Genomic DNA, 13539 nt, shown 5'->3' with positions numbered 1-13539 from the left:
TACGCGCTGAACGTTTAAAAGTGGGAGTATTCTCGTCTAATTTTAATAAAAAAAGAAAGCGTGAGGGAAGTTATCATGGCCACTGTTAACAAAAAGCAATCGACTTCATCCAGCAACTCGGGATTCGTTCGTGGAACGATGCTCTTGTCTGGAGCATCACTTATTTCACGAGCCCTTGGTCTGATTTACCTGTTTCCTTTTCAGTTTATGGTCGGTGCGACCGGCATCATGTTTTATACGTATGCGTATAACTACTATGCAATCATGATTGGGCTGGCGACAGCGGGTATTCCAGTCGCCGTCTCTAAATTCGTCGCTAAATATAATGCACTTGGCGAATACGATACGAGTGAACGTCTGTATCGTTCTGGATTAAAGATCATGTCTTTGACCGGTATCGTTTCGTTCATCGCCTTATTCTTACTTGCCCCCTATCTTGCACATCGGGCAATTCCTGGCGGTGATGTCAATTCGGCTTCTTACATCGATGCCGTGACGATGACGATTCGCGGGGTCAGTTTCGCTTTATTACTCATCCCACCGATGAGCATGACGCGCGGATATTTTCAAGGTCACCAATCAATGGGACCCACAGCGATTTCGCAAATTCTTGAACAAATCGTTCGAATTGTGTTTTTACTGGCAGGTGTTAGCATTGCGATTTATATCTTCGATGCGGATGCAGCATGGGCCGCGACAATCGCGACCTTCAGTGCATTCATTGGAGCAATCGGCAGTGTGGCAATCCTCGTTTACTATTTCCGGAAGCGTGCTCCCGGGTTACAAGAATTACGTGACAGTCAAACGGTTCAATCACCGGAACGGCCGTTAACAGATCTCTACAAAGAACTTTTGACATATGCGATTCCGATCGTCATGGTCGGGTTATCGACGCCACTTTATCAAGTCATCGATCAAAATACGATGAACGCAGCCTTGCAAAGTATCGGGTATACACTTGAGGCAGCGGGTAACGCGACAGCGTATTTAATTGCCGACAGTCATAAAATCGTCTTGATCCCTGTTTCGGTCGCAACCGGATTGTCGTTGTCGGCAACGCCGTTGTTGACAGCATCATTCACGCAAGGCAACATGAAAAAAGTTAAAAAACAAATTTCACAAATTTATCAATTGGCATTTTTCGTCACGATTCCAGCCGTCGTCGGGATGATTTTATTGAGTCAAGAGACATTCCATGTCCTCTTCCCGAAAGACCAGGAGGCATGGGTGTATCTTTTAAGTTATGCTCCAAGTGCGCTGTTCCTAGCGCTTTACTCTGTAACAGCAGCCGTCTTACAAGGAATCAATCGCCAATACTTTACAATCATTGCGACACTTGCCGGGCTACTGACAAAGTATTTGTTGAACGCACCGTTGATTCATTTGACAGGTGACGGAACGGGCGCTGGATATGCAACGATTCTTGGTTATCTCGTCGCGACAGGATTAATGTTCTTCCGCATCACCCAAACGGTCGATTTTCCGTTTAGTAGTGTCTTGCGCCGGACATCGTTAATCATGATCATCAGTGCCATCATGGGCATCGGTGTTGGACTCGTGAAATGGGGAATGGTTGCATTCTTGCCAGAAACGACACTTGCGTCACTTGCGATTTTAATCGTCGGTGCGGGACTCGGCATCGTGATTTTTGCCGGATTAGCCATTTGGACCGGACTGGCAGAAGCAGTATTAGGAAGAAAATTTTCAATGAAACGAGGACGTGGCAATGCGGCTAGATAAATTGTTATCCAATATGGGGGCAGGCTCCCGTAAAGAAGTAAAACAACTCTTAAAATCCGGTGCGATTCAAGTAGATGGGGAGATTGTACTCGACCCGAAACAGCATGTCGATGTCGAGACACAAGATATTCTCATGTATGGTGAACCTGTCGTTTACCAAAAGTATATCTACTTGATGATGAACAAACCGCCTGGTGTAATCAGTGCGACGGAAGACAAGCGGGACCAAACAGTGATTGAGTTATTGTTCGAGGACGTGACGTACTTCAAACCGTTTCCGGTCGGGCGATTGGATAAAGACACGGAAGGTTTATTACTGTTAACGAACGACGGTTCATTTAATCATGCGTTGATGTCACCGAAAAAACATGTTGCGAAAACGTACTATGCAGAAGTCATCGGTACGTTGACGGAAGAAGACGTGATTGAAGTACAAGAAGGTGTCACGTTGGAGGATGGATATAAAACGAAACCGGGGAAACTCGTGATCTTAGAGGCAACGGATGAGACATCGACGCTGGAACTGACGATTACAGAAGGCAAGTTCCATCAAGTCAAACGGATGATGCTGGCGTTAGGAAAAGAAGTGACGTATTTAAAACGTCTATCGATTGGTGAATTGCCGCTTGATTCAACACTCGAACCAGGTGAGTACCGTGAACTGACGCGTGGCGAGTTAGCGCTGTTCGACTGGACACCGGAATAAGTGACGTGTCAAAAAAACGCTCCTGCACTTGGCAGAAGCGTTTTTTTATTTAGATTCCATCAATTGAAGAGTAGATTAAACGTTCCGGAGTGCTTCCGCGATTGGGAAAGGACCGCTCAATACTTCGAATTGACGTGATTGTGTTTTGTGATCGACTAATGTCACGAGCAGTGTCGCGACATCGGCACGTGGGACTTTACGATCTTCGTACGATTCAAAGTGTTCTTTGATTTCGACTGTACCACTTGCATCTTCATCACTCAATGGACCAGGGCGGACGATCGTGTAATCGAGTCCACTCTCTCTTAAGTGTTCGTCGGCAGCGGCTTTTGACTCGAGGTAAACTTTTAGTTCGCCACGCGGATTATCCGTACCGACAGAACTGAGCATGATGAAGCGTTCAATTCCATTTGCTTTTGATGCATCGATGACTTTGATGGCTCCATCTTTATCGACAGCGCGAGTCAATTCGTCCGATGCTCCACCGGCACCTGCTGCGAAAATCGTAACGTCAGCATCTTTAACGACATTCGACATGTCCTCTGTTAAATCACCGATTCGTACTTCAGATGCACCAAGTGCGATTAGATCGTTAATTTGATTTTCTTCTCGGACCACAGCAATCGCTTGATGTTGTCCTTGTTTTGCAATCAATTCAACCATTTTTCGACCTGTTGTTCCGTTTGCTCCAATAATAATGATATTCATTCAAATCATCTCCTTCTCTAAAGTAGGTATACCCGTCTGCTAAAAAAAAAAACAAAAAAAGACGCGAAAGATTCGCGTCGTAAAAGAAAAATAGTGTTGAAACTGCTTGATTAACCGGCTTGTCGTTGCTTTTTACTTGATGTCCAAGTACCGCGTCTTGGGCTCACAATGAGATTGTTGTATTCGAGCACATTCAAATCCCGTTGAACGGTCCTTGATGTGATGCCAAACTCTTCAACCAACTCTGCTGTCGTAGTAGCTCCGTTCTCGTTGATAAAGAGATAGATCGACTTAATTCGGGTCAACATACGGTCTGTAGAATCTTTCATTGGTATAACCACTCCCCCAATGGATAGAATAGTGTTCTAAAACTTCGGGTGACAATAGACGGTGATATATCAAGTTGTTTCGTCTTTAGTATAACTCTTTCAGTATAGAATGCAAGTAATTTAACCGAACGTTATTGAAAAAAACATACAAATTGAACATTGAATAACGAATGTAATCGTTTTATTATTTTTTAATGTTCGTCTTAATAAGAGAAATGGAAGAATTAAGATTTTGGATGTTCGTAATTGCCGAACATTCGCTATACTAAAAAGGTGAACGTATTAACGGATAAGGGAGAGGTGTCATATGGTAAATTGGAAAGAAGAAGTTTTGGCGCGACGCGAAGCACTGTTGACGGACTTAAAAGAGTTGTTACGCATACCGAGTATACTTGATGAAACAACGATTCAAGAAGGGGCGCCGTTTGGTTTAGAAGTCAAACGTGCACTTGATTGGATGTTAGCGACTGGGGAGCGCGATGGGTTTAAAACAAAAAATGTCGACGGTTACGCAGGGCACCTTGAATATGGTCAAGGTGAAGAGCTGCTCGGGATTCTTTGCCATCTCGACGTTGTTCCTGCTGGTGGGGACAGCTGGACGTATGGACCGTTCAATCCGACGCTAGCGGACGGGAAACTATATGCACGTGGTGCGATTGATGATAAAGGACCGACGATTGCGGCATACTATGCGTTAAAAATCGTCAAAGAGTTAGGGTTACCGTTATCGAAACGGATTCGTTTAATTGCTGGTGGAGATGAAGAGAGCGAATGGCGTTGTGTCAATCACTACTTCAAGCATGAAGAGATGCCGACGATTGGATTTGCACCAGACGCTGATTTTCCAATCATCAATGCTGAAAAAGGATTATATGATGGCCTCTTGATCCAAGGGAAACCAGCACGAACTGCAGACACAGGTTATCATCTTGTAACGTTCGTAGGCGGAGAACGTCCGAACATGGTACCGGGTCATGCGACAGCGACGGTCCATGTAGCTGAACACGGATCGATTGAATCTTCATTCCATGCCTACCTGGAAGAGCAAGGATTGACAGGGACAGTGAAGCAAACGGCAGAAGGTCTTGTCTTTGACGTCTTCGGAGTAGCAGCGCATGCGATGGAGCCGGATAATGGTAAAAACGCGGCATTACACCTTGCTCGTTTCTTAAGTACGCTTCACCTTGACTACAATGGACGGCGTTACATTGAACTCGTCATGCATATGTTCCGTGATTCACGCGGGGTTGCATTGGGTGTAGCGGCATCAGATGAAACGGGAGATTTAACGATCAATGGTGGTGTCTTCCGTTATGAAGAGGGGCAAGGGACGACGTCACTCAATATTCGTTATCCGCACAGCGCTGATTTCACGGAGCGTCTACAGTTGATTAAGGAAGCGGCTTTGGCCTATGGTTTCGACCTTCAGACGCGGACGCACATGCCACCGCACCATGTTGATCCAGAACATGAATTAATTCAGACGCTCAGTGCTGTCTATGAACGTCACACGAATCAAAAAGCGGACTTGATTGCAATTGGTGGGGGCACGTACGCCCGTTCATTAACAGCAGGTGTTGCATTCGGTCCAGTTTTCCCGGGTGGTCCGGAAGTCGCGCACCAAGTCGATGAATACGTTGATTTTGAAGAGTTATTGTTAGCTGTCGCGATTTATGCGGAAGCGATTTATGAACTAGCCAAATAATAAGGACATGAATCCCCCGGCGCAGTGATGACGGGGGATTGATTCTTGAAAGGAAGTATCTTGCGTGATTAACCGTCAAAAATATCATTTTCAGGCGCTCTACTTTTTTATCTTCTTCGGGCAAGGTGCACTCATTCCGTATTTAACGCTTTATTTTTCAAATGATGCCTTTCGATTATCTGGTACTGAAATTGGAACGATTGTTTCGATTGGTCCGATTTTATCGATTTTACTCCAACCGTTATGGGGAATCGCTGCCGACCGGATTGGACGACCGAAACGGCTGTTGCTCGTTGCGCTCCTCGCGGCAGCAGGGTTCACGGTCAGTTATTTAGTAACATCCGTTTATTTATTGTTACTACTGATTGCTTGTCTCTGGGCATTGTTCCAGTGTGCGCATATTCCGTTAGTCGATACACTCGCCATCGAATTTTCGAAACGGAAGTCAGTCGATTATGGTGCGTTACGTCTATTTGGCTCGGCTGGTTTCGCACTTGCTGTTTTCATACTTGGACAGGTGACAGAAGGTGGAGCACTCGGAGCGATATTTTTTGCGAGTGGTGCCGCTCTCGTGCTTGCTTTCATCGTCTTGATTGGTGTTGAAGAATCACCTGTAAGCGTTACGGTCATGGATCGTGTGCCGATTTCCCGTCTGTTTTCAAACAAACGTTTCTTATTATTTTTAGCAGGTGGAAGTCTCGTCTTTGGTCCGATTTTTGCGAACAATTATTATTTCGGAAGTTATGTTACGATTCGAGGCGAATCGACGGCACTCGTCGGAACCTTATTTTTTGTAGCTGTCCTCTGCGAGATCCCGTTCATGCGGATTGCGACGCGGATGTTGATGCGATTTGGCGCGATTCCCGTGCTCGTTCTTGTATCGATTTTATCTGCCGTCCGGACAGGTATGTTAGCATTAGAGCCACCCATCTTTATGCTTTGGTTATTAGCAGCACTTCAAGGGGGGATCGTCGGTTTGTTGATTCCCGTTGCATTAGATTATGTTCGTTCGCTTGTCCCAGCATCGATTGTGGCGACTGCCGTCAGTACATACATGGCGACGACAACCGGTCTGGCAACAGCAGCTTTTAACTTAATGAGTGGATTTGTCCTTCAACATTGGACAATCTATGCTGTCTTTTGGGTATATACAGGTAGTAGCCTGATTGGGGCAGTGCTCTATGTGATCAGTGGGAAAATCAAGGAGTGATTGATTTTGGAACGACATTATTTTATCGCGATTCCTGTACCGCTCCTCGAGTTGAAGCAGTTATCTGAAGCGGTTAATCTTAACCATTACTATCAACAGGTCTACGGCCAGGAAGACTTTCACCTGACATTACATTTCTTAGGTGGGTTGACGGAGCGCGAATTGAATGAGTGGCAATGTCGTCTTAAAGAAATTGCAGCTACTGTTCAGCCATTCACTTTGACAATCAATCATCTCGTTACGTTCGGTAACGAGGACCGTCCACGCGTTTTCGCTGCGGGGGTGGAAGAGACGACTTCTTTATTACGACTCGCGAATCAACTGGCTCCGGAACGACATAAACCGTTTGTTCCTCATATCACACTTGCGAAACGCTGGAATGCAGACTGTGAAGAACCATTGCCAGACATGACACTACAAGCGAAAATTAATGTCACGGAACTTATTTTATATGAAATCCATCCAGCTGATCGTCCGAGATATCGAATCAATACCTTAGCTAGATGCGGGAAAGAACAGTGAGGTGATCTCATGGCGTTATTGATGAAATTATATGATTTAGAGAGTAAGTATGAGAAGAACCCGCTCGAAGTCTCAAAACGCTACAAAGAGCAACGGCAGTTAGACTATGAGAATCTATTTCATAAGTGGGAAGCTGGGGAATTGTTCCCGGGCGAGACAATCGTCCGTCCTAAGAAATGGTGGCAATTCTTCAAATCTCCTGTCGTCGTCCAGTTACCAGGGAAACAAATCTCAAAGCCAGCGTTTGATAAATGGTATAAAAAACGAGTCGAGATTCAAAAGCTGCTTTATGTAGCGGGCGGGGCAACTGAAGATGAGATATGGAAATTGCCGCTTCGGCGACACCTCGACTTTTATCAAATGGTCCATCTGTTAAATGATCAATACGGTTTGTTTTATCGTGCTGTCATTCATTATCAACAAGGAGAAGTCGAGTTAAGTTCCTTTGTCGTCGGCCCATCCGCGATTTATCTACTCGATTGGTTGGATGGAGAAGAGAGCATCTATCATATTAAACGAGAGAAATTATGGCGTGAACAGCCATTTAAGGCACCGACAAAAAACATTCTGAATCCGTTGATCAGTTTGAAACGGACAGAAGATATTTTACGGCTTGTTTTAGGAAATGAACTTGAACTACCAATCGAACGAGTCGTCATCGCGTCGAAAGGTTATTTTGATCAACTGCCGAAAGAGTCGAAAACTACTTATGTAAGTAAAGTCGATTTTGCACACTGGTTACACAAAATGAATACATCCGCCCCCTATACAAAAGCTTTTCAAATGCGCGTTTGTGAAAAGATACTAAAAGAAACGTCATCGATCACGTTTCAAATGGCGGTCAATGATCAAGAGAATGAGCGGATTCAGACGTGAGGAGGGAGCGGCAAAAATTTTGATGTTGTCGCGCAAATATGACGAAAATGAAAAGTAGCGAACTAGCGCTGATGCACCCACAATTAATTTCAGCGGAATTTTTGACGTTTCAAACGATTTTGGTCGAATCGAAACAGTCATTCACTAAAGAAGACGTGCAGTTAGTTTCAAATCAGACAATCATCGATTATGCTGTCATTTCGCAACAACAAGACGGTGGAGTCGAACGTCTCATTTTGGAAGTAGAGGGAGCGATTGAGTTAGAGAGTGTGTATGAATTAGTGAGTGCGACACAAGGCCGGATTCGAATCTTTCCGGGGCGTGTTGTTCAAACATCGTTGTTCGATCGTAAATATAGTTACGAAGGGCCGCTGGGCGTCATGATGGATGATGGGATGTTATCACTTTTTGTCTGGTCACCAATTGCGGAACGTATCGAATGTGTCGTCTACGATTCAACAGAATCAGTTCTGAAAACGAGCGAGATGAAACGGGGCGATCGTGGTGTTTATCAAATTACGTTAGCTCGTGAATATGAACACACCCGATACCGTTATCGCGTGACAACGTACTTAGGGACGACCGAAATCGTCGATCCATATGCGAAAGCAGTGACGGCGAACGGGCAGTTCGGCGTCCTGTCAGATGTCGACCAAGAAATCAGGCAGCGATTTCCGAAGCGGAAAAAACGTCCGATTCTCGTGAAACCAACGGATGCAGTAATTTATGAAGCACATATCCGGGACTTCACGATTGATGCGACATCAGGATCGACGCACCCGGGACAATACCTGGGTGTGTCCGAGCGAGGGACGCGTTCTCCGGCTGGGAAGAAGACAGGACTCGATTATGTGCTTGACTTGGGCGTGACACACGTTCAACTTCTACCGGTACATTTTTTCGGTTCGACGGATGAAATTACACGTTCACCATACAATTGGGGGTACGACCCTGTAAATTGGTTCGCACTAGCGGGTAGCTATGCGAGTGATGCGACAAATCCGCGGACGCGGATTTTCGAGTACGTCGAGATGATTGATCAGCTGCATGCTTCGGGAATCCGGGTCACGTTTGATGTCGTCATGAATCATGTCTATATTCGTGAGCAGGCTGCACTCGAACATCTTGTTCCTGGTTACTACTTCCGTTATGAACTCGACGGGACGCTAGCGAATGGAACGGGCGTCGGGAATGATACAGCATCAGAACGTTTTATGATGAAACGATTGATTGTTGACTGTGTGACCTATTTTGCGGAGGTACTCCAAATTGATGCCTTCCGATTTGATTTGATGGGAATTCACGACGTGGAGACGATGAACAGCCTTCGGACAGCGTTTGATGGGATTGATCCGACAATCCTTATCTATGGGGAAGGATGGGATCTTTCGACACCGCTACCGGATCGACGGAAAGCTACCAGTGCATCTGCTGCACGGATGCCTGGGATTGGTCATTTTAACGATGTCTTCCGTGATGCACTGAAGGGATCAACGTTTAATGAACATGACCGTGGATTTGTGTCGGGCGATCTTTGGAAAGAAGGAGAGGTTCGAAACGGAATAGCCGGAAGTGTGACGCTTGAGAATCAAACGTACGGTCGCTTCCCAGAGCCGACCTACTCGATTAACTACGTCGAAGCACACGACAATCATACGCTGTTTGATAAATTGAGCCTTGCTAGACCGGATCTTGATGAAAAACAACTTCTGCACATGAGTCGCCTTGCACAAACGATCGTGATTTTAGCAGAGGGAATTCCATTTCTTCATGCCGGGCAAGAATTTGGTCGGACGAAACAAGGTGTCGAAAACAGTTATAATGCTCCGGACGCCATCAATCGATTGGATTGGACATTACGGGATCGTCATTTTGAGATGGTCGACTATATTAAAAATATTTTACAGATTAGACGGATGCACGGTGGTTTCCGTTTGCACCGGGCGAATCAGATTCAAGAATCGCTTCATTTTTTACCGATGCGACCGGGTGTCATCGCTTACGAAGTGGATGCAATTCACTCTTATGATGCCTGGCAGCGAACACTCGTCGTGCATAATGTGACGGATGAAACAATCGAGATTGCGCTCGATCATCCGATGTGGAATCTTCATGTTCAAGGTGATGAAGCATCCGTCACCCCAATCGAAAAAGGCGTCGCCAAGATTAAAGTGCTTCCGTTGTCAACGACGATTGCGACATGTTAAGATATTCATTGTGCCTTATGGCAAATCTATTAAAAAGTTGAGCGGATTATGATGGAATTAGATATTTTAGATGCGCTTGGCGAAGGCTGGACGCTTACGCCAGCAGGCGGCATTACAGGTGAAGCGTACGTCGCTTCGACTGGGCAGTCGAAATTATTTTTGAAGCGGAACTCTTCTCCGTTCTTAGCCATTTTATCGGCGGATGGAATCGTTCCGAAGTTGCTTTGGACTAAACGAATTTACAGTGGGGATGTCATCAGTGCGCAACAATTCATTGAAGGAAACGAACTCGAACCGGAAATGATGGAGCGTCCAGAGGTGGCCCGATTACTAGGGAAAATACATGATTCAAAAGAGTTGTTGTTCATGTTACAACAACTTGATCAACGACCAATTGAACCAGATGAGCTATTGCGTCAATGCCGGCTCTATTTTCAACCGGCAGAACTACGTGAACCAAAGTTGATTGAACAGGCGATTGGTTATTTAGAGACGCATTTAGCGCTTGTCCGAACGGATGAGCAAGTCGTTTGTCATTCAGATTTAAATCACAACAATTGGTTGACGGGGGCGGATGGTCATCTCTATTTAAATGATTGGGATGATGCGATCATCGCCGATCGTGCTTATGACTTAGGGATGATGCTCTATAGTTATGTTGACGAGGAATACTGGCCAGAATGGTTTGCGAGTTACGGTCATCCGTTGACCCTTGAATTAAAACAGCGCATGCATTGGTACGTGGTGGCACAAGCGATTTTGTCGATTTACTGGTATGAAGATGCACAGCATCCGGATGCGCCAGAAAGTTATGTGTTCCTTACGCAATTACTTGAGAATGAATTTTAGTAATAGTGGTTGCTTAAAGAATTAACCAAGTGAGGTGGAGGTCACAGGTATCTGTGATGCTCCATCTTTTTTTGTTACTGCAGATTAGTTGTTCAAAATGGCTTTATAGAAAAACCGCCAAGGCGCATGAAGCGCTTTGGCGGTTTTTATTAGGAAAAAGGCATCAACCTTCGGCAATTTTTATCTCTTGTTCGATGTCATGACTTTCAAGATCTGCTTCTCGGTAAGCAGCTGTCGTCGGTAGACGTAAATCAAGGCGTGGTTTTTCTTCGAATGAGACGGTGACGTTCTTGACCGTGTAATCGAAGACGTGCCCGCCACCTTCGCGGGCTTGATCGATGAAGTGTAGATGGTATCCGGCGACGGCAATCCCGTGACCGAAGCGTGGTGTATAGTAGCCGGCAAGTGTCCCTTCCGTCTGTTCGAACGTCCGTGCACTTTGTGTCGCAACGGCTTCCGTGATCGGGACGAATGGTTGTTCTTGGCGCGCGACCGTCCGTGTCTTGACTTCCGTGAACTCTCCATCGATTCGCACGGCATAAAAGCTGTTGATGGTTGCGAGTTGCGTGCTTAGCCAATGCTCGAAGTCTTGTTTCGTCATTTCTTGATCGATTTGAATCGACTGTGTCGGAGTAAATCGAGTCAACGTACAAAACGGTGTCGTCGTTTCAGGGTCGAGCGGGCGGGCGCTCCCGTCAGAACGCAATTGATAAAAGGTATTATCAAAACCAATCATTTCTCCGTCGAGATGGTCGAAGGTGCCGATTCCGAAGTCGCGCCCGTCAAGAACGGACGCATAACTGACCTCGCTTTCGAAGACGCCGTCAAGTAACGCCATCATCGTCGAGATTTGAAGTAACGTATCATCGTTCGTCATCTGCTCATCTCCTTATCAGTTTAATTGATCCAAGTGTACTTCTTTTCCGAGCGCAGCATTATCGCTGTAATCGATTGGAACATCAATGATGACAGGTCCTTCTGTTTTCCAAGCTTCTTCCATGACAGCAACGAGTTCAGACGGATGATTGACGCGTAAACCTTTTGCACCGAAACTTTCTGCATACTTCACAAGATCGACATCGCCGAATGATGTGCCTGATTTTCGTTTATATTTCATTTCTTGTTGGAACGCGACCATATCAAAGCCGCTGTCACGCCAAACGAAATGGACGATCGGAGCATTCAAGCGGACGGCTGTCTCAAGTTCCATCGCTGAGAAAAGGAACCCGCCGTCACCTGAAATCGAGACGGCTTTTTTACCAGGACGGACGAGTGTCGCTGCGATGGCCCAAGGTAATGCAACACCAAGCGTCTGCATCCCGTTACTGAACAAGAGGTGACGTGGTTCGTATGAACGGAAATGACGCGCCATCCAGATATAATGTGAACCGACATCAACCGTTACGGTAACGTCATCTGCAATCTGTTCGCGTAATGTCTTCATGAAATAAAGTGGATGCGTCAATAGCGAGTCTTCGACGACCGGTGGGACGTCCCGCTCGACGAGCCGTTGTTGAAGACCGTTCAAGAATGTATCCGTGCTTGTTGACAAGGCGAGTGGTTTCAGACGATCGGATAACGCATCAATCGTTTTCGCGACGTCACCGACAAGCTCGCGATCAGGACGATAGAAGTGATCAATTTCAGCCCGCATTTGGTCGATATGAATTAATGTCCGTTCATTCGTTGGTTTGTTCCAAAACTTCGGATCATAGCCGATCGGGTCATAACCAATGGATAAGACGAGATCCGCTTCAGCGAGCAACGCGTCACCTGGTTGGTTGCGGAATAGACCGACACGACCATAAAAATTAGATTCTAAGTCACGTGACAACGTCCCCGCAGCTTGGAACGTTTGGACGACGGGAATCGAAACACGGTTCAATAAAGCGCGAATCGCTTTGACGACGTCCGGTTGACTGGAACGCATACCGAGCAAGAGAACAGGGAGTTTCGCTTGTTCGATCAGTGTGGCCGTCTCTTCGACCCATTCTTCTGGAGCAATCCCGAGTTTTGGTGTCGGGACGGCTTTAAAGGACGTGACGTTTGATTCGTTCAAACCGACATCTTGCGGAATACTGACGAAAGCAGCACCGGACGTCGTCTCCGCTGTCCGGAAAGCATTCGAGAGGACTTCTGGGATATTATCCGCATCTTGAACTTCCGCGCTGAAGTTCGTGATTGGTGTAAAGAGTGCTTGGTTGTCCATCGATTGGTGCGTCCGTTTGAGTCGATCGGCACGTGAGACGGCACCAGCAATCGCGACGACCGGATCGCCTTCCGAGTTAGCTGTCACGAGACCTGTTGCGAGATTTGATGCGCCCGGACCAGACGTAACGAGGACGACCCCTGGTTTATCTGTCAAACGTCCGATTGCTTGAGCCATGAAGGCGGCATTTTGTTCGTGACGTGCGACGATTAATTCAGGACCACGATCTTGTAAGACGTTGAAAACAGAATCGATTTTTGCTCCGGGAATTCCAAAGATGTATTCGACCCCTTGCTCGATTAACGTATCAACGACCAAATCAGCTCCTGTTTTTTTCTGTACTAAATTTTCGTTTTCGCTGTTTTCGTTTTTGTTCATTACAATTCTCCTTCTTTATCAACGTATTTTGTCGATTGATAGCTGTAATATAAAAACTGTTTCATCGAAATTATACATCTGTTTTAGTCAGAAACCAACC

Annotated in this window: 12 protein-coding genes; 8 read left to right on the top strand and 4 right to left on the bottom strand. The window is 46.0% G+C overall.

Going from position 1 to position 13539, the window contains the following annotated elements; all coding sequences use genetic code 11:
- The first annotated feature begins 75 nt into the window (after positions 1–75).
- Both P403_RS0104110 and P403_RS0104105 read left to right on the top strand, forming a co-directional pair.
- Entirely contained in the window at positions 76–1740 is a 1665-nt protein-coding gene (locus P403_RS0104110; protein WP_029331205.1) for a putative polysaccharide biosynthesis protein, read from the top strand.
- Positions 1727–2446: a pseudouridine synthase gene (locus P403_RS0104105; RefSeq protein ID WP_029331204.1), complete on the top strand. Its 720-nt coding sequence runs from the start codon at positions 1727–1729 to the stop codon at positions 2444–2446. Before P403_RS0104110 ends, P403_RS0104105 begins: the two co-directional genes overlap by 14 nt.
- A 75-nt stretch (positions 2447–2521) precedes the next feature.
- Here P403_RS0104105 and P403_RS0104100 read toward each other — a convergent pair whose 3' ends face one another.
- Both P403_RS0104100 and P403_RS0104095 read right to left on the bottom strand, forming a co-directional pair.
- A complete protein-coding gene (locus P403_RS0104100; protein WP_029331203.1) occupies positions 2522–3154 on the bottom strand; it encodes an SDR family oxidoreductase in 633 nt (210 codons plus the stop codon).
- A 110-nt stretch (positions 3155–3264) separates the two neighbouring features.
- Positions 3265–3483: a DeoR family transcriptional regulator gene (locus tag P403_RS0104095; protein WP_029331202.1), complete on the bottom strand. Its 219-nt coding sequence runs from the start codon at positions 3481–3483 to the stop codon at positions 3265–3267.
- Between the two features lie 307 nt (positions 3484–3790).
- Here P403_RS0104095 and pepV point away from each other — a divergent pair, with 307 nt between their 5' ends.
- The 6 genes from pepV to P403_RS0104065 all read left to right on the top strand — a co-directional run bounded on the left by pepV (position 3791) and on the right by P403_RS0104065 (position 10852).
- On the top strand, positions 3791–5188 hold the full coding sequence (gene pepV, locus P403_RS0104090) for a dipeptidase PepV (protein ID WP_029331201.1): 1398 nt from the start codon (positions 3791–3793) through the stop codon (positions 5186–5188).
- 64 nt (positions 5189–5252) lie between these two features.
- Entirely contained in the window at positions 5253–6398 is a 1146-nt protein-coding gene (locus tag P403_RS0104085; protein WP_029331200.1) for an MFS transporter, read from the top strand.
- Between the two features lie 6 nt (positions 6399–6404).
- Positions 6405–6920: an RNA 2',3'-cyclic phosphodiesterase gene (gene thpR, locus P403_RS0104080; protein ID WP_029331199.1), complete on the top strand. Its 516-nt coding sequence runs from the start codon at positions 6405–6407 to the stop codon at positions 6918–6920.
- Positions 6921–6929: 9 nt separating this feature from the next.
- Entirely contained in the window at positions 6930–7796 is an 867-nt protein-coding gene (locus P403_RS0104075) for a hypothetical protein (protein ID WP_029331198.1), read from the top strand.
- Between the two features lie 38 nt (positions 7797–7834).
- Entirely contained in the window at positions 7835–10003 is a 2169-nt protein-coding gene (gene pulA / locus P403_RS0104070) for a type I pullulanase (protein ID WP_235195167.1), read from the top strand.
- A gap of 51 nt (positions 10004–10054) precedes the next feature.
- Positions 10055–10852, top strand: coding sequence for a phosphotransferase (locus P403_RS0104065; RefSeq protein ID WP_029331196.1), 798 nt, complete (start codon positions 10055–10057; stop codon positions 10850–10852).
- Positions 10853–11015: 163 nt separating this feature from the next.
- Here P403_RS0104065 and budA read toward each other — a convergent pair whose 3' ends face one another.
- Together budA and alsS are read right to left on the bottom strand one after the other, a co-directional pair.
- Entirely contained in the window at positions 11016–11729 is a 714-nt protein-coding gene (gene budA, locus P403_RS0104060) for an acetolactate decarboxylase (RefSeq protein WP_029331195.1), read from the bottom strand.
- A gap of 15 nt (positions 11730–11744) precedes the next feature.
- The gene (gene alsS / locus P403_RS0104055; RefSeq protein WP_029331194.1) at positions 11745–13439 is read right to left on the bottom strand and encodes an acetolactate synthase AlsS; all 1695 of its coding nucleotides are present in this window, start codon (positions 13437–13439) and stop codon (positions 11745–11747) included.
- Between the last annotated feature and the right edge of the window lie 100 nt (positions 13440–13539).

It is taken from the genome of Exiguobacterium oxidotolerans JCM 12280 (genome assembly GCF_000702625.1).
Taxonomy (GTDB): Bacteria; Bacillota; Bacilli; order Exiguobacteriales; family Exiguobacteriaceae; genus Exiguobacterium_A; species Exiguobacterium_A oxidotolerans.
The sequence above is the reverse complement of the archived record's forward strand: the minus strand, read 5'-3'. Positions and strand labels throughout refer to the sequence as shown.